Consider the following 16,187-nt stretch of genomic DNA (forward strand, 5'->3'; position numbering starts at 1 on the left):
GGGGGAGTTACGGGAGGGGCAGGTCCGAGGGCTCAGCGGGTCGCCCGCGCGGCGGCGAGGATCACGTGGGTGACCACGGCCGGGCGGGAGACGGCCACGGCGTGCGACGCGTCCACCTCGGTGACGTGCGAACCGGCGCGCCAGGCCATCCACCGTTGGGCGGCCGGAGGGATGTTCCTGTCGGCGGTGGCGATCAGCGCCCAGGACGGGATCGTCCGCCAGGCCGTCTCGCCGGCCCCTTCCTCCAGCGCGGCGGCGGCGACCGGGCGCTGGGTCACGGCCATGACGGCCGCGTCGGCGGTGGGGACGTCGGCGGCGAACTGCCGGTGGAACTCGCTCCGTTCGATGACGAGCTCGGTGCCGGTGCCACCGCCGGGCAGCGGGTACGCCTGCGGGCGCACGGTGTCGCCGAGGGTGGAGCCGGGAAACCTGGCGGCGAGTCCGGCCGCGCTCTCGCCCTTGGCGGGGGTGAACGCGGCGATGTAGACGAGGGCCTTCACCCGGCTGTCGCCCACCGCGGCGCCGCTGATGACGGCGCCGCCGTAGGAGTGCCCGACCAGGACGACGGGTCCGTCGACGACGGCCAGCACGCTGCGCAGGTAGGCGGTGTCCTCGGCGAGACCGCGCAGCGGGTTGGCGGGGGCCAGGACGGGGTAGCCGGCGTGCTGCAGCCGCCGGATCGCGCCGCGCCAGCTGGACGCGTCCGCGAACGCTCCGTGGACCAGGACGATCGTGGGCTTGGGACCGTGCCGGTCGGCGCCGGCGGGGACGGGGGCCGGGGCGGGGCGGCTCGCGGGTCCGGCGCCGACCAGGGCGGCGAGCGTCGCGGGCAGGGCGAGACCGAGGGCGAGGGTGCGCCTCGTGGGATGCATGGGGGTTTCCTTGTCGGGAGGTGAGCGTTGGGGTGTGCCCGGCCGGGTGCGAGGGCGCGGGCAGAGCGGGCGCGGCGGTCGGGCGGGATAGTGCGTCGGCCGGACCGAGCGGGTGCGGCGGCGGTCGGGCGGCAGGTGCGGGCGGATCGGGCCGAGCGGGCGCGGCGGTCGGGCGGGAGGGTGCGCCGATCGGGCCGAGCGGGTGCGGCGCCGGTCGGGCGGGGTCTGGCCTCGGAGGCCGTAGGGCTAGGCCGTACGCCTCCAGGAGGGCGGCGCGGGGTCTCGCCTCAGAGGCCGTACGCCTCCAGGAGCCGGAGCCAGACCTCGCTCACCGTCGGGAAGGCGGGCACGGCATGCCACAGCCGCTCCAGGGGGACCTCGCCCACGACGGCCACGGTGGCCGTGTGGATGAGCTCGGTCGCCATCGGGCCGGTGAGCGTGCAGCCGACGACGACCCCTCGGGTCTCGTCGACGACGAGCTTGGCGAGGCCGCGGTAGTCGTCCGCGTGGAACGCGGCACCGGCGACGTCGTCGACGCGGTACTCCACCGTGCGCACCGCGAGTCCCGCCGCCCGTGCCGCGCGTTCGGTGAGACCGACGCTCGCGACCTCGGGACGCGTGAAGACGGCCTGCGGGACGGCGACGCGGTCGGCCTCCGCGCTCCACGCCCGCCATCCGCCGATGTCGGCCGGGCGGCCCGCGGCCCGCTCGGCGATCGCCGCGGCACAGGCGCGGGCCTGGTACTTGGCCATGTGGGTCAGCGGCGCACGGCGGTTGACGTCGCCGACGGCGTAGAGCCAGTCGCCCTCGACCGCGGTGACCCGGCAGGTGTCGTCGACCGGGAGCCAGTCGCCGGCCGGCAGTCCGACGGAGTCGAGGCCGAGGTCCGCGGTCCGCGGGCGCCGTCCGACGGCGGCGAGGACCTCGTCGCAGACGAGGGTGGTGCCGTCGTCGGTGTCCACCGTCACCGTGCGGGTGGCGTCGTCGCGGGCGACCCGGACGGCCGACACCCCGAAGCGGACGGTGACGCCCAGATCGCCCAGCCCTCGGGTGACTTCCTCGCCCGCGCACGGTTCCCAGCCGGTCAGCAGGGCCTGATCGCGGACCAGCAGGGTGACGGAGGAGCCGAGCGAGCGCCAAGCGGTGGCCATCTCGCAGGCCACCACTCCCCCGCCGATGACGACGAGCCGCTCGGGCACGGCGTCGGCCGTGGTGGCCTGCCGGTTGGTCCACACACCGATCCGGTCGATCCCCTCGACCGGCGGCAGGGCGGGCTCCGTGCCGGTGCAGACCACGACCGCGCGCCGGGCCCGCAGCGTACGGACGCTGCCGTCGGCCCTCGTCACCTCCACCCGGCGCTCACCGGCGAGCCGCCCGTGCCCCCGTACCAGCGCGATGCCCGCGGCGCCGAGCCAGTCGGCCTGGCCGGTGTCGTCGCCGCGCCCGGTGAAGCGGTCGCGGCGGGCCAGCACCCGCGCCGGGTCGACGGCCCCCGTGACCGCCTGCCGGGCGCCGTCGACCGATCGGGCCTCCGCCCGGGCGGCGCCGGGCCGCAGCAGGGCCTTGCTGGGCACGCAGGCACGGTAGGAGCACTCGCCGCCGACGGCGTCGGCCTCGACGAGGACGGCGGTCAGCCCCGCCCGGACGAGCCGGTCGGCGACGACCTCGCCGCCCGGCCCGCCGCCGACCACGACGACGTCGTACGTGTCCTGGTACGTGTCGGCCATCAGCCGCGGACCAGCGGGGTGTCCACGAGGTGCTCGGCCAAGAACCACACCTGCGCCTCGCCGGTACGGATGACATCGGAGACGAGCAGGTCGGCGCTGCCCTCGTCGCCCTCCCCGGAGAGTCGGCCGGCGGCGTCCCGGGCGTCGATCAGGATCCGCTCGTGGGCGTCGAGGAGCCGCGACAGCATGACGGGCACCGGCTCGACGCCGTCCGGCGGCCGGGGGATCACGGTCAGCTCCGCGACATGGCGCGGGTCCCCGACCGCGACGCCGCCGAGGCTCTGGACCCGCTCGGCCAGCGCGTCCACGAGGGCCAGTTGGGCCTCCGCGTGCTTGTCCAGCATCAGGTGGAGCGCGTAGAAGGTCGCACCACGCATCAGCCAGTGGTGCTTCTTGTAGAGGGAGTAGAGGATCTGCGTGTCGGCGAGGACACGGTTCAGCCGCTGGCAGGCGTACATGCGGGTGTCGTGGCCGAGGCCGATCGGCAGCTGCTTGAGCGTGCCGAACGACTGGGTCTCGGCGCCCTTCTGGTGCAGCAGCGGCTGGCCGCCGCCGTGCGGGGATGTCGCGATCGTGGTGTCCATCGGTACTCCTGATGAGGAAAGAAGGGGGGCCCGGCCGTCCGGGCGGGGGCGCGGGGCGGCCGGACCCGGTCTGCGTGGCTCGCGCTCAGCGCCCGCCGTGGGCGGCGGTCCGCGAGGCCGCCGGCGCCGGCCGGTGCAGGACGAGCCGGGTGAGGAGCCCGCTGCCGAGGCCGGCCACGAGCGCGAGGGCCGCCCACCACAGGGGGTACGGGGTGAGGCCGAAGGCCGCGTCGAGGGACCAGGCGCCGGGTCCGGTGGCGGCGAGGGCGGTGGCGGTGCCGATGAGGACGAGCGGGTACTCGTACCCGTCGTTCTGCACCCAGAGGCCGTGGTGCCACTTCACGGTGAGCGCGACCGTCATGACGCCGATGGCCCCGGCGGCGGCGAGCGGGGTCAGCAGACCGGCCGCGAGCAGCAGACCCGACCCGATCTGGCCGCCGCCCGCCGCCAGCGCGGTGAGGGCCCCGCCCCGGAAGCCGTCGGCACGGAACTCCTCGGTGCCGCCTTCCAGCCCCCTGCCGCCCAGGTGCGTACTGACCTTCTGCACACCGTGGCCGGCGACGAGCAGTCCCACCAGCAGTCGCAGGATCAGAATGCCGGTGTCCACCCGGGTCAGCCGGCCGCGTGCTCGCCGATGACGCTCTGCGCGTATACGACGCCCAGGCCATACGCGCCCGCGTGGGCCTTCACTATCTCCATCACGGCGGGGTAGGTCTCCTGACGCGCCCAGTCGCGCTGGAGCTCCAGGAGCACCTGGACCCAGGTCACCGGCACGGCGCCGGCGGCGATCATCCGCTGCAGCGCGTGCTCGTGGGCGGCCGGGCTGACGCCGCCGGACGCGTCGGAGACGACGTACACCTCGTATCCCTGCTCCAGCGCCGAGAGCGCGGGCAGCACCAGGCAGACCTCGGTCCACAGGCCGGAGAGGATGATCTTCTTGCGCCCGGTCGCCCTGACCGCCGCGACGAGCGCCTCGTCCTCCCAGGCGTTCATGGTCGTGCGGTCGATGACCTCGTGCTTGGGGAAGACCTCGGCGAGCTGGGGCATCAGGGGCCCGGAGAACGACTCGGCGGCCACCGTGGTCAGGACGGCCGGCACGTCGAACGCCTGAGCCGCCTTGGCGAGACCCACGGTGCTGTTGATGATCGCGGCACGATCGCCGCTGCCGGTACCGAAGAACATCTGCGGCTGGTGGTCGACGAAGAGCATGACCGCGTTGTCGGGCGTCAGGAGGTCCGCACTCGGGGCGGCCTGCACCTTGGCGATGTCGAACATGAGGGGTGTCCCTTCGGAGCGATGGTTGTCGCGCCCGCCGCGTCCGCGGCCGGCACACCCCGAACCTACGAGCGGGCCGCCCACCCGACTTTGCTCCCTGTGCCCAGGAGTTGGCACGACAGCGCACTACCCCCGCCCCGAGGGAGGGTGGCCTGTGTGGTCACGCCGGCCGCCTCCGGCGTTCGGTGCCCAGGCGGGCGAAGTGGTCGATGAGGTCGGGGGCGTCCACGGCTGCCGGGTTGACGACCTGCTCGACGGGGGCGCCCTGGAGGAGGCGTTTGACGGGGACTTCGAGTTTCTTGCCGGTGCGGGTGTGCGGGATGCCCGGCACCTCGATGATCTCGTCGGGGACGTGGCGGGGTGAGGCGCCGGTACGGATCGCTTCCTTGATTTTCTCTCGGAGGGCGTCATCCAGGGTCACCCCGTCGGCGAGGACCACGAACAGGGGCATCCAGTAGCCGCCGTCGGGTTCTTCCGCTCCGATGACGAGGGCTTCGGTGATCTCGGGGAGGCGTTCGACGACGTCGTGGATGTCGGCGCTGCCCAGGCGTACGCCGTTGCGGTTCAGGGTGCTGTCGGAGCGGCCGTGGACGATCACCGATCGTCTCGTCGAGGGCGGTGATCGCCACGGTCTCGTCAGCGAGGTTGCGCAGGGCGTGATGGGTGTAGTTGAGGGTGGCGCCGGGGAACCACCGGGCGCCGGGCATCCGCTCCTCGGCCAGGACCTGCTCGTACGGGGTGTCGGACGCGATGTCGAAGTACTCCCACACCGCGCGCCAGAAGCCTTCCAGGTCGGTGACCGACCAGCGGTGCAGGGCGGCGTAATCGGTGCCGTCCATCCCGGCGTGGCGGGCGAAGTCCATGATGCGGCTGTTCACGACGGCCTGGGGGTCAGGGGTCGTGAAGGGGTCCGGCCCGGTCATCGTGTGGCGCTCCTCAGCAGGCTCTTCTCGGCGGTCTGTCGGAGGGGGAGGGTGCTGCGCGTGGTGTGCAGGAGGGCCGCCCAGGTGGCGGTGTCGGTGAAGTCGCCGCCCCCTGCCGGGACGACGTCCGCGACGAGGCGGTCGGGGCGCAGCAGTACGGCGTCCACCCGGCCACTGCGCAGCCAGTCCGCGAGGGTGCCGTCGTCACCGAGGCCGGTGACAGGGATCGTCCGGGCGCCGAGCGCGTGGGCGAGGGCGTTCAGTGCGGGCCAGGGTTCGGTGGCGGTCAGGATGGTGAAGGAGTCGCCGAGCAGCTCGTCGAGGCGGGTCCGCCGTCCGCCGGTGGTGATCCATGGTTGCGGGCAGTGGGTGCCCGCGAGGCCCCTGCGGTCGCGGCGCCGGACGAGGGGTCCGGCCGTGAGGGGCGGGCTGAGGTCGCGGCCGGCCAGCCGTGTGAGGCCGGGTACGCGGCAGGCTGCGGCCAGGACCCTGCGGCGCAGTCCTGCGGCGCTGTCCTGGCCGCCGGTCATGGCCCATCCCATCGCGACCGCGAGCCGTATGACGTGGCGGGCGTGCGGCTTGCGTTCGCTCTCGTACGTGTCCAGGAGCCGCTCGTCGCCGCCCTGGCCCAGGACGCGGGCGAGCTTCCAGGTGAGGTTGTAGGCGTCCCGCAGTCCCGCGCACAGCCCCTGTCCGATGAACGGAGGGGTGAGGTGGGCGGCGTCGCCGAGGAGGAAGACCCGTCCGCTGCGCCACCGGTCGGCGATGCGCGCCCGGAAGGTGTACCGGGTCTCGCGGACGACCTCGAAGTCACCGCCGTAGGAGGGCGGCAGCCATGGCGCGACCAGCTCGCGGACCGGCTCGTCGCCGCCGTCGAGCCGGAACTCCCAGCGGTAGCGGTCCTCGCCGACGCGCATGAAGGTCGCCGGACGGTGGGGGTCGCAGACCTGGTCGACGCCTTCCCAGCAGCGGACGTCGGCGTTCGTGCGGACGTCGACGACGGTCCAGCTCTCCTCGAAGCGGAGGTCCTCCCATACGGCGCCGATGGCGTCGCGGGTGAGGCTGTTCGCCCCGTCGCAGCCGAGGACCGCCTCGGCCCGCAGTTCGTACTCTCCGTCGTCGTCGCGGCACGTCACGCGCACGGGGCCGGCGGGGTCCGGGGTGACACCGGTGACCTCCACGCCGCTGCGCAGTTCGCACCGCGGGTTCCCGGCGAGGGCGTCGCGGAGCAGTCGCTCCAGCTCGGGCTGGTCGAACATGCTGGTCTGCGGGTAGCCGTGACGGCCGTGCTCGGTACGGCGGAACTCGGCCATCACCCGGTGCCGGGCGTCAAGCAGCCGCAGTCCCTTCGCCGGGCGGGCGATCGCGGCGAACTCCTCCCCCACGCCCGCGGCCTGGAGGATCCTGCGGACCTCGTCGTCGGTGGCGACGGCGCGCGGGAGCGGGTAGACGTCCCGGTGGCGTTCCAGGACGACGGTGCGCACTCCGCGCCGGGCGAGGAGGAGGGCGGCGGTCACGCCCACCGGTCCCGCGCCGATGATCACCACGGGTACCTGCTGTTCGGTGCGGCTCACCTCAGGTCCCTACTTCGCGTCCGTGACGGAGGTTCGCTGCTCGCCGAGGTCGATCCGGCCGTCCGGGGTCGCGATCGTCGCTGTGATCACGTCTCCCGCGTGCAGGTAGTGCGGGTTCTTCGCCTGGGACGTGAAGAACGCCTTCCACTTCATGGCGGGCGGCAGCAGCGCGCCGATCTTCTCGACCGGCTTCGGCGGGGCCTTGAGGGCCGTGCCGCCGGGCGTGCCGGTCAGCAGCAGGTCGCCGGGGTCGAGGGTCTGGAAACGGGCCAGCAGGGTGAGGGCCTGCGCCGGGCGGACGATCATGTCGGCGAGGGTGCGGTCCTGGCGCAGCTCGCCGTTGACGGACAGCTTCAGCCTGAGGTCGAGGAGATGGGCGAAGTCCTCCGGCTCCAGCAGGGCGAGGTACGGGCCGGTCGGTGTGAAGGTCGGGTAGGACTTGCTCTCGTAGAACTGCGTCTTGGTCAGCTGGACGTCGCGCGCGCTGACGTCGTTGGTGACGACGAGCCCGGCGACGTACGACGGCAGGTCCCGCTCGTCGACCGTGGTGCCGATGGGCAGGGTGGCGCCCATGACGAGCCCGAGTTCGACCTCGTAGTCGAGGAACTTCACGTGCGAGGGCCGTACGACGGTGTCGCCGGGTCCGCTGACCGAGCCGGACGCCTTGCGGAAGAAGGCGGGCGGGATGTCGCCTGTGAAGCCCGAATCACGGGCGTGGCTCCGGTAGTTGACCATCTGGGCGACCACCCGGCAGGGGGTGGTGACCGGCGAGAGGGCGACCAGGTCGGCGACGGGCGTGCCCGCCTCGGTCGAGCGTGCCGCCTCTCGTACGGCGTCACGGTCGGCGATCAGCCCGGCGGTGGTGGTGGCCTTGGTGTCGACGGGGATGGCCCGCTGGATGGGGGCCTCCCCCGCTCGAGCGGAGTCGAGAGCTTGGGGACGGACGACCCACCATCCGTCGGCGGTGCGCAGGACGTTGGTGCTCATGTCAGTACCTTCGTGAGGGGGTTGGGCATGCGGGGGTTCAGGACCTGGCGGCTTTGAGCAGGCCCAGCAGGCGCGCCGGGTCCATCTCGTTGTCGCCGCGCAGGGCCTGGATGACGTCGCGGACCCGTTGCGGGGAGGGACTCGCGCCGAGGAAGTCGCGCGTGGCCGGTGGACCCCACTGGGCGAGACCGCTCGTCGACATGGGCGCCCACCCGGGCTCGATGTCGCGGGAGAACAGGTCGCCGTCGGCGAAGTGCTCCAGCATGAAGCGGTCGGGGTCACGCCAGTAGTCAAAGAGCTGGCTGCCCTGGATGTGCCGGCCGATGCCCCAGCTGCGCTGGTATCCGCGTTCCTTGAGGTATTCGCCGCCGAGGGCGATCGAGTCCAGGTCGGTGACCTGGTAGGCGGAGTGGACATAACCGGTCCCCGGTCCCAGGTGCATGGCCAGCGTGTGGTGGTCGGCCGGCAGGCTGCCGAGGTCGCAGCGGATGAACGCCATGGTCGGGCCGCGGTCGCGCTGCCCGTCCAGGAAGAGGAAGTCGGACACGATCATCCCCAGCGTGTCCAGGTACCAGTCCAGGGCCCGGCCGAAGACGCGGGTCTCCAGGACGACATGGCCCAGGCGCTGGATCCGGGACGGCTCACGCGGCGGGCGCTGCGTGGTGTTGGTACGACGGTGGTCCGTGCCGAAGTTGAGCAGCAGCGGTCGCTGCTCGGGCAGGGCCGGCAGTTGCTCGCCGCAGTGCACCACCCGCACCGGGAAGCCGGACGGATCGAGCAGGTCGACCGCCTTTCCGCCACCGGGTACGTCCGCCTCGCACACGTCGGACCCGGTGGCCCGTGCCAGCCGGTCCAGATCGGGACGCTCCGCCGCACGGAACGCCGGGCCGATGAAGCGGGACGTACGGCCGCGCCGGATCACCATGCACGGCGGGCCGGCGAACGTGCCGCGCAGCCACAGCTCACTCTCGGTGCGCGCGGCGACCTGGAAGCCGAAGTCCCGGGCGAAGACCTCGGCCCGCCCCAGGTCGGGCTTCTCGAACTCCAGCCAGGCCAGGTCCGCGACCTTGATCACGGGATCCCGGGAGCGGCCGGGATGCTCGCCCCCCAGGGCTCCCTGTTCGCTGTGCAGGTCCTGGTGGGCCGTCCTGGCATCGGCCTCGTGGACGCGGGTCTCAGACATGGTGCCCTCCGAGCGACATTGCCGTACTGAGGAAATCATCAACTTTGACAGTTCCGTCGTCAAGACGCTCTCGGCGAGAAATGATGGATTCATCAGAACTGCAGTCGTCATCGCCTGCGCGGTTAGACTTGGCGCATGCCCACGTCAGCCCCGCCCGGCAACCGATTCGAGCGACGTCGCGCCGAGACCCGTGGCGCGCTCATTCGCGCCGCCCGGCAGATACTCGCCGACAGCGGGGACACCGGCGTCAGCATCCAGGCGATCGCCGAGCGCGCCGACGTGGGCTTCGGCTCCTTCTACAACCACTTCGAGTCGAAGGCCGAGCTGTTCGAGGCGGCGGTGGTGGACGCCCTGGAGGAGTACGGCCGGAACTTCGACCAGCGCCTGGTGGAAATCGACGACCCTGCGGAGCTCGTCGCGGCGGGCTTCCGCCTCAGCGCACGCATGGCCGACTCCCACCCGGAACTGATGCAGGTCCTGCGCCGTCGGGGCCTCGGCCACATCCACTCGGACAACGGCCTGGCCCGGCGGGCGCTGCGTGACATCGAGGTCGGCACGGCCTCCGGCCGCTTCACCGTGGCCGACCCGGCCGTGGCGCTGTCCGCACTGGGCGGCACCCTGCTGTCCCTGGTGGAGCTGAGGTTCGCGCGCCCCGACCTGGACGGTGACGAGGCCGCGGCGAACCTGGCCGAGATGGTCCTGCGCATGCTGGGCGTACCACCGGACGACGCCCACGAGGTAGCCCGGCGCCCCCTCCCCGACCCCGCCTGAGACGACCACTCCTACCCGGCGGAGGACGAACCCCGCCGAAAGGCGACCGAACGGCCGGCGAAGGCGGCGCCGATGCCGTCCCGCGGATCGTCAAGAGCCACAGCGGTCCGGAGTTGGAGAAGTGGCCCTCCCGCGTCGCCAAGCACGCATGACGGCCCATCAGAAACCACCCCGCCCGTGCGTCACACGTGCGTCACGTGCGTCAGTTATGCGTCAAGATATCGCGCCTGACGCACGTAACGCCCATCACGCACACTCGGAGAAGCGGCAGGTCAGCGGCCCTTGTCAGCAGGCTCCAGGATCGCCACGCACTCCACGTGGTGCGTCATCGCAAACATGTAGAGCCAAAACAGGTCAAAGAAATACGCAGGTCAGGGGTTCGCTCGACGCAAAACGGGCGCAAGATCAATGTGCATTGCGTGCGGGACGGGCGCTACGTGCGATCCCCGACGCGCGACGGGACGGCATCCAGAGCTCCTCGCCACCGAGAATCTCGCTGTATGGCATTCGAAATGCCATACTCGTGTCATGGCTGACGACGACACCGATTTCCCGCCCGGCGACGGCCCCACCAGCGGCATCTCCGTCTCCCTGACCGCCGGCACCCTGCAAGCGATCCGTGAGCGAGTGGGCAAGCGAGGCGTGTCCGCGTACCTGGAGAAGGCGGCGCAACGGCAGATTGAGCGGGACAACCTGGACGAGCTGATCGCCGACTTCGACAAAACCCACGGCCCCGCCGACCCGGAAGCCGTCGCAGCCAAACGAGCCAAGCTCACAGGCGGCACCTCGTCCGGCGCCGGGGCGGCCGCGTGAGCGGCGCCCTCATCCTGGACAGCGAGGGCCTGGCCAGGGCCGTACAACGCGACCGCCAGGTCCATGAGTGGCTCACGGCCGCTCGCGACGCCGACCTTCCGGTGATCACCTCTGCCGCGGTCCTCGTCGAGGTGATCCATCCCCGGATCAATGACGCTGCGCTGAAGTGGACTCTGTCCCGCCTGCGAGTCGAGCCGGTCACCCAGGCCCTCGCCCAGTCCGCCGCCACTCTGCTGCGCGCGGCCGGACTCCACGGCCACAAGTACGCCATCGATGCCATGCTCTGCGCCGCCGCCCTCGCCCAGCCGGGACGCGTCACGATCCTGACGTCCGACGTCGAGGACATCACCATGCTCACCGCCGCGCATCCCCGCGTGACCGCCGAGAAGGTCTGAGTCGTAACACCGCTCCAGGCCATGCAGCCTCGGGGTGCCCCGGCAGGGGGGCGGTGCAGGACGGATCGGCTGCGGTCGGTCGGTATCGACCGTCGCCGCAGTGTGGGCGCCCGCCCAATGCCGAGAAGGATGCTTACCGGAGGGCGGGCGGGCCGCGTGGCGTCGTGGGCCCCGCCGGTGGAAGTGCCCCTGGCGTCACGCTGTGCGGCGGTACTACCGTGCCGGACCACGCAGGCCGCCACCCTCTTCGGCGCGCTCGTCTCGTGCTCGTCGATCCAGGGCGCCTCATGGCTCCTCGCCTCCGGCCCCGTCGCCGCCGAGAACCAGGTGCTGCGCCTGCTCGCGGACCTCGCCGACATGCCGGCCGCCGCGGGTGACTGCTTCGTCTCCGGCGGTTCGGCCGGGAACATCTCCGCCCTGGTGACCGCGCGCGACACGACCCGGCGCCGCCGGGTCCTCGCCCCGTACGACCGCGCCAGGTTCGCCGTCTCCGACCAGGCCCACTCCTCCATCGGCAACGCCCTGCGCATCATCGGCATCGAGCCGTTCACAGTGCCGACCACTGATCACCGCCTGACCGGTCCCGCACTGCGCGCGGCGCTCCTCGCCGACGCGACCCCTCCGACGTCATCGCAGTCGCGGCCACCGCCGGCACCACCAACGCCGGAATCATCGACGACCTCTCCGGAATCGCCACCGTAGCCCGGGAGTTCGGCCTCTGGTTCCACGTGGACGGCGCGTACGGCGGCGCCGGCCTCCTCGCCCCGAGCGTCCGGGACCGCTACCGGGGCATCGAGCATGCCGACTACCTGGTTTCTTCACCCCCACAAGTGGCTGTCCGCCCCCTTCTACTGCGCCACCCTCCTCTACCGCGACCCTCGCCCGGCCAGGGCGGCCCACACCCAGAACGCCTCCTGCCTCGACGCCCTTCACACGGACGACGACACCCAGTGGAACCCGAGCGACTACGCCCACCACCTCAGCCGCCGCGCCCGCGGCCTGCCCCTGTGGTTCTCCCTCGCCGTCCACGGCACCCGCGCCTACAGCGAGGCCATAGAGAAGGCCCGCACCACCGCCGCACTCATCCGCACGGCCCCCTACCTCGAACTCGTCCGCGAACCCGAACCTTCCGGCGTGACGTTCCGCCGGAGTGGCTGGACCGCCGAGGACTACGCGGAATGGTCCGCCCGCCTCCTCGCCGGCCAGACCGCCTTCGCCGCGCCGACCGGCTGGGAGGGCGAAACCGTCGCCCGATTCACCTTCCTCCACCCGGAGACCGCTCCGGAGCTGGTCGAGGAGATCCTAGGAAGCATGGCCCGAGCTTCCCCTGCCCCCTCAGCGGGAAGCCGTCATCGACCGCTCCTTCAAGGGCCGACCGCTCGAACAGCCGCTCGCATCAGGCAATCCCGAGCTCGCCCTCGGTCCTGGACATGGAAGCCTGGGCGGGCGTCGGATCGTTCGGCGATCCCTGAAGGGCAGCCGCGGACGCCGGTGCGGCCTCAGCGACCTTCCGGAGGTCTTCATCGGTCAAGTACCGGTAGCTCTGCGGCGGGTGGAACGATCCAGAGGCTCGCAGCGCGGCCGGCGGCACCGGGTCCTCGAAGGTGATCGGTTCTTAGTAGCCGGCATGTGCGGAGCGCGTGTGCGGGGGCGGCACGTGTGTGCGTGCCGCCCCCGCCGGTGGGTGTCGGGATTCAGTTGAGGGTCAGGAAGGAGCCTGCCCCGTTGCCGTACTCGATCCAGGCGCCGGACCGGGCGTTCGCCGGGACGCCGGACCAGGCGGCGGTCAGGTCGGTCGGCACGCCGGGTGTGACGCGGGCCTGCTCGGGCTTGACCGTGACTTCGCCGGTGACGGGGCTGTCCGCGGTGACGTGGTTCGCCTGGTAGGTGTACGGGGTGACGGTCTCCCCGTCGGCCCCCATGGCGACCAGGGACACGAAGAGGGCGTCGGCCGCGGGATGCGGCACGGTGATGGTGACCGTTCCGTCGCTGTCGGGGACGGCGATCTGGACGTCCTGGAGGACCCCGTCGACCTTGCTGCCCCACAGGACGCCCGTGATCGTGTCTGCCGCCGCGTCGAAGCGGACCGTGATCTGCGACGCCTTGGCGCCGGACGGGATCTCGGCGTCGTAGGAGACCTCCTGCATCTGGGTCAGGGTGCCCTTGGTGACCGGCGAGGTGACCGGTCCGTAGGCGGTGGCCGTCAGGGTGCTGGTGGCCGGGGTGACCGAGAACTCGGTCGAGCCGCTGGAGCCGGAGCCCTTGACCTCGGCGGGGGCGCGGACGATCTGCGGGGTGACGACGATCGGGCTGCGGACGGTGGTGCGGCCGGAGGTCCAGGTGAGGGCCCCGGTGTCGACGCGTCCGGCGGGCGCGGTGGTCACATCCAGGGTGAGGATGAAGGTGCGCTTCTGACCGGGGTGACTGAAGTGCAGTACGGACGGGCTCACCGTGGTCTTGATGCCGGGGAGGTCCACCCGGGCGCGGTAGGTGCCGGCCGTGGTCGCGGTGACGGTGCGGGTGACGGTCTGGCTGCCGAACAGGTCGCCGATGGCTATGGACGGGTAGTTGAGGTCGCTCGGGTCGATGGCCTTGACGCCGCTTCCGGTGGGCACGCCGGAGCCCTCGAGGTAGGCGAGCCAGTCCCTCTCCCCCGAGTCGTAGACGAGTCCGGGCCGCAGCATGGCCCGTGCGTCCACCTCGCCGGCGCCCTGCGCGAAGGCGTCGTCGCTGTTCTTGCCGTCCGCGGTCTTCGTCGGCGTGGCGGTGGTCATCATGGCCGACTTGATGCTCATCGGGGACCAGGTCGGGTGCTCCGAGAGGTAGAGCGCCGCCAGGCCGCTGATGTGCGGGGTGGCCATGGAGGTGCCGGAGTAGTAGTCGAAGTCGCGGCCGTGGTTGCCGTCCGGGGACACGGCCGCGAGGATCGTGACGCCGGGCGCGGTGATGTCGGGCTTGAGCAGGTCGCCGTTGCCGACGAGCGAGGGGCCGCGCGAGGAGAAGCCGGCCACCTGCGGGTAGGCGTCCGAGGCGCCTCCCTCGGTGAGGGTGGCGGTGGCTCCGCTCGTGGCGGCGTAGGTGCGCACGGGGGCCGCGTCCGCGTGGTCGAGGTGGACGGCCGGCACGCTGTGCAGGTCGCCGTCCGTGCTCTCGTCGCCGGGGTTGACCAGGACGAGGCCGATGCCGCCGGCCCGCTTGACCTCGGCGGACTTGTCGGAGCGGCCGTTGACGCCCCGTTCGCAGACGACGATCTTCCCGGCCGTGCGGGCCGGGTCGAGGGAGTTCGGCATGCAGTAGTCCGCGTAGACGTCCACAGTGTCGGGGACCCGGACCGCGGAGCCCAGGACGAGCGGGGCGGGGCCGACCTGCCGGTGCACGGTGGTGCTGATGCCGGTGTAGCTGGAGCCGTTGCCGAGGGTCACCGTGCCGGTGTGCGACTTGACGGTGCCGGCGGCGACCGTGGTGGTCCAGGGCGCGGTGTTGGAGAGGCTGGACGCGCCCGGGCCGGAGTTGCCCGCGGCGGTGGCGACGAAGACTCCGGCCGCGGCGGCGTTGCGGAGCGCGACCTGCGCCGGGTCGTTGTACGCACTCTCGAACGCGGCGCCGAGTGAGTAGTTGATGACGTCCACGCCGTCGGCGACGGCCTGGTCGATGGCGGCGACGAGGTCGCTGGTCAGACCGCCGTCCGCCTGGCCGTCCTTGCTCTGCCAGAGGGCCTTGTAGACGGCGATGGTGGCTGCGGGAGCCACGCCGGAGACGGTGCCGAGGTCCTCGCCACCGGCCGTGGCGCGGACGTCGGCGTTGCCGGCCGCGGTGGCCGCCGTGTGGGTGCCGTGGCCCTGGCTGTCGCGCGGGGAGACGTATCCGGCCCGGTTGGACTCCGGAACGGCGTCGAACCATGCCTTTCCGAAGTAGCGGGCGCTGATGACCTTCTCGTTGCAGGCCGCGGCGGTGAAGCTGTCGCCGGTCTGGCAGGTGCCCTTGAAGGTGGCGCCGTCCGCCTTGTGCATCACGGTGGTCGTGCCCACGCGGTAGGGGCGGTGGCGGTCCTTCGGGCCGGGCTTGCGTGAACTCAGGGCCGAGGCTTCGAAGGAGGGGTTCTCGGGCCAGATGCCCGTGTCGATGTCGCCGATGACGATGCCCTTGCCGGCTTCGGCGGTTCCGCCGAGGGCCTCCCACAGCCCCTTGCGGCCGGAGAGTTTGAGGAAGTCGGTGGAGTTCCGGTCGTCGGTGGCCTGGTGGAAGCGGTCGGGGGCGATGTGCAGGACGCTCCCCGTGCGGGCGAGGCGCACCAGTTGGCGGGCGTCGAGCCGGGCGCTGAAGGTGTTGGTGGTGACCGCGTAGTGCTGACGGACGGTGGCGCCTACCTTCTTGGCGACGCGGTTCTGCTGGTCCGTCAGGTGGGCGCGGTACCGCTTGGCGGCGGCCGATGCGACATCGAGCTTGCCGCCCTCGGCGGGCTTCGTGGCGGGGAGGTCGCCCACCCCGCCGTCGTAGGTGACCAGAGGCTCGTCGGCCAGGGTGACCAGGTAGGTGCCCGTGGCGGACTCGGCGATCGGAGCGGCGGCGGGGTGGGCCGTGGCGGTCGTGGCGAGGGGAAGGCTGAGCGCGGCGAGGGCGGTGGTGAGCAAGCCGGCGAGAGCGGCTCGCCGGTTGCTCGATGTTCTGCGCGGCAGGAGTGACACGGACTCTCCTCATGGATTCCACGCACGCCGGAGAGACGAGCGGATGCTCGCCTGAGGCGGGCGTAGGGGCGGGAATCTCCGAACCGCCTGGCACCAGCGGTGACTGACGGGCGGTCCGGGGCGGGTGAACGCTGCTTCTCCCCCGTACGAGGTGGTTTGACCTGCTGGGAAGACATTCGCGATCACATCTGTCATGCACGGGGCAGGTGGGTGGACGGTTGAACGCACCGGAAATCCCGCGGAGCGGGAACCAGGCCGCCCCGGCGCATGTGGTGGCTCCCAGGGGGAGGGGGCCCCCGGAGGGGTTCCGGCGCAGGGGGACGGGGGGTGGGGGGGGGCGGTCCGGCTAGGGGTGGTTCTGCTCTGCCGGAGAGGGCGGGAGAGGAAAGGTTTTCCTC

Annotated in this window: 15 protein-coding genes and 2 pseudogenes; 6 read left to right on the forward strand and 11 right to left on the reverse strand. The window is 72.2% G+C overall.

The features are described from left to right. Positions 1-32: 32 nt before the first annotated feature. From ACFWJO_RS21420 to ACFWJO_RS21465, 10 genes and pseudogenes are all read right to left on the reverse strand, one after another. Positions 33-872, reverse strand: coding sequence for an alpha/beta fold hydrolase (locus tag ACFWJO_RS21420; RefSeq protein ID WP_386867334.1), 840 nt, complete (start codon positions 870-872; stop codon positions 33-35). Between the two features lie 287 nt (positions 873-1,159). After that, a complete protein-coding gene (locus ACFWJO_RS21425) occupies positions 1,160-2,599 on the reverse strand; it encodes a dihydrolipoyl dehydrogenase family protein (RefSeq protein ID WP_386867335.1) in 1,440 nt (479 codons plus the stop codon). Further along, positions 2,599-3,183 carry a Dps family protein gene (locus ACFWJO_RS21430; protein WP_386867336.1) on the reverse strand — a complete coding sequence of 195 codons (585 nt, stop codon included), beginning with the start codon at positions 3,181-3,183 and terminating at the stop codon, positions 2,599-2,601. Before ACFWJO_RS21430 ends, ACFWJO_RS21425 begins: the two co-directional genes overlap by 1 nt. 85 nt (positions 3,184-3,268) lie before the next feature. Next, the gene (locus tag ACFWJO_RS21435) at positions 3,269-3,790 is read right to left on the reverse strand and encodes a DoxX family protein (RefSeq protein WP_386867338.1); all 522 of its coding nucleotides are present in this window, start codon (positions 3,788-3,790) and stop codon (positions 3,269-3,271) included. 5 nt (positions 3,791-3,795) lie between these two features. Continuing rightward, positions 3,796-4,458 (reverse strand): hydrolase, encoded by a 663-nt coding sequence (locus tag ACFWJO_RS21440; protein ID WP_386867340.1) that lies wholly within the window; start codon positions 4,456-4,458, stop codon positions 3,796-3,798. Positions 4,459-4,618: 160 nt separating this feature from the next. Next, positions 4,619-5,056 (reverse strand): hypothetical protein, encoded by a 438-nt coding sequence (locus ACFWJO_RS21445; protein ID WP_386867342.1) that lies wholly within the window; start codon positions 5,054-5,056, stop codon positions 4,619-4,621. Positions 5,057-5,171: 115 nt separating this feature from the next. Next, positions 5,172-5,381 (reverse strand): annotated as a pseudogene (locus ACFWJO_RS21450) (acetyl-coenzyme A synthetase N-terminal domain-containing protein); the annotation flags it as partial. Next, positions 5,378-6,955: a bifunctional 3-(3-hydroxy-phenyl)propionate/3-hydroxycinnamic acid hydroxylase gene (locus ACFWJO_RS21455; protein ID WP_386867344.1), complete on the reverse strand. Its 1,578-nt coding sequence runs from the start codon at positions 6,953-6,955 to the stop codon at positions 5,378-5,380. The gene ACFWJO_RS21455 and the pseudogene ACFWJO_RS21450, both read right to left, overlap by 4 nt. A 9-nt stretch (positions 6,956-6,964) precedes the next feature. Further along, positions 6,965-7,942 carry a fumarylacetoacetate hydrolase family protein gene (locus tag ACFWJO_RS21460; protein ID WP_386867346.1) on the reverse strand — a complete coding sequence of 326 codons (978 nt, stop codon included), beginning with the start codon at positions 7,940-7,942 and terminating at the stop codon, positions 6,965-6,967. A gap of 37 nt (positions 7,943-7,979) precedes the next feature. Further along, a complete protein-coding gene (locus ACFWJO_RS21465; RefSeq protein ID WP_386867348.1) occupies positions 7,980-9,125 on the reverse strand; it encodes a VOC family protein in 1,146 nt (381 codons plus the stop codon). 135 nt (positions 9,126-9,260) lie between these two features. On the opposite strand from ACFWJO_RS21465, the gene ACFWJO_RS21470 reads away from it, so the two are divergent. From ACFWJO_RS21470 to ACFWJO_RS21495, 6 genes and pseudogenes are all read left to right on the forward strand, one after another. Beyond that, on the forward strand, positions 9,261-9,896 hold the full coding sequence (locus ACFWJO_RS21470) for a TetR/AcrR family transcriptional regulator (protein ID WP_386867349.1): 636 nt from the start codon (positions 9,261-9,263) through the stop codon (positions 9,894-9,896). Positions 9,897-10,424: 528 nt separating this feature from the next. Continuing rightward, a complete protein-coding gene (locus ACFWJO_RS21475; RefSeq protein ID WP_359386984.1) occupies positions 10,425-10,709 on the forward strand; it encodes a hypothetical protein in 285 nt (94 codons plus the stop codon). Next, positions 10,706-11,104 carry a DNA-binding protein gene (locus ACFWJO_RS21480; protein ID WP_356549310.1) on the forward strand — a complete coding sequence of 133 codons (399 nt, stop codon included), beginning with the start codon at positions 10,706-10,708 and terminating at the stop codon, positions 11,102-11,104. The genes ACFWJO_RS21475 and ACFWJO_RS21480 overlap by 4 nt, the downstream gene beginning before the upstream one ends. A gap of 177 nt (positions 11,105-11,281) precedes the next feature. Continuing rightward, complete coding sequence (locus ACFWJO_RS21485; protein WP_386867351.1) at positions 11,282-11,806, forward strand: hypothetical protein; 525 nt, start codon at positions 11,282-11,284, stop codon at positions 11,804-11,806. Then, positions 11,776-11,862, forward strand: a pseudogene (locus tag ACFWJO_RS21490) (hypothetical protein); the annotation flags it as partial. The gene ACFWJO_RS21485 and the pseudogene ACFWJO_RS21490, both read left to right, overlap by 31 nt. A 40-nt stretch (positions 11,863-11,902) precedes the next feature. Beyond that, the gene (locus ACFWJO_RS21495) at positions 11,903-12,712 is read left to right on the forward strand and encodes a pyridoxal-dependent decarboxylase (RefSeq protein WP_386867353.1); all 810 of its coding nucleotides are present in this window, start codon (positions 11,903-11,905) and stop codon (positions 12,710-12,712) included. An 86-nt stretch (positions 12,713-12,798) separates the two neighbouring features. Here the strand turns inward: ACFWJO_RS21495 and ACFWJO_RS21500 are convergent, their stop codons facing one another. Beyond that, positions 12,799-15,789 carry a S8 family serine peptidase gene (locus tag ACFWJO_RS21500; RefSeq protein WP_386867355.1) on the reverse strand — a complete coding sequence of 997 codons (2,991 nt, stop codon included), beginning with the start codon at positions 15,787-15,789 and terminating at the stop codon, positions 12,799-12,801. Positions 15,790-16,187 lie beyond the last annotated feature (398 nt).

The organism is Streptomyces sp. NPDC127092 (genome assembly GCF_042722475.1).
Classification (GTDB): Bacteria; Actinomycetota; Actinomycetes; order Streptomycetales; family Streptomycetaceae; genus Streptomyces.

Bases quoted from the DNA above. Each gene is read 5' to 3' on its own strand.
- ACFWJO_RS21420 (WP_386867334.1), bottom strand. From the start codon at position 872: ATGCATCCCACGAGGCGCACCCTCGCCCTCGGTCTCGCCCTGCCCGCG.
- ACFWJO_RS21425 (WP_386867335.1), bottom strand. From the start codon at position 2,599: ATGGCCGACACGTACCAGGACACGTACGACGTCGTCGTGGTCGGCGGC.
- ACFWJO_RS21430 (WP_386867336.1), bottom strand. From the start codon at position 3,183: ATGGACACCACGATCGCGACATCCCCGCACGGCGGCGGCCAGCCGCTG.
- ACFWJO_RS21440 (WP_386867340.1), bottom strand. From the start codon at position 4,458: ATGTTCGACATCGCCAAGGTGCAGGCCGCCCCGAGTGCGGACCTCCTG.
- ACFWJO_RS21460 (WP_386867346.1), bottom strand. From the start codon at position 7,942: ATGAGCACCAACGTCCTGCGCACCGCCGACGGATGGTGGGTCGTCCGT.
- ACFWJO_RS21465 (WP_386867348.1), bottom strand. From the start codon at position 9,125: ATGTCTGAGACCCGCGTCCACGAGGCCGATGCCAGGACGGCCCACCAG.
- ACFWJO_RS21470 (WP_386867349.1), top strand. From the start codon at position 9,261: ATGCCCACGTCAGCCCCGCCCGGCAACCGATTCGAGCGACGTCGCGCC.
- ACFWJO_RS21475 (WP_359386984.1), top strand. From the start codon at position 10,425: ATGGCTGACGACGACACCGATTTCCCGCCCGGCGACGGCCCCACCAGC.
- ACFWJO_RS21495 (WP_386867353.1), top strand. From the start codon at position 11,903: ATGCCGACTACCTGGTTTCTTCACCCCCACAAGTGGCTGTCCGCCCCC.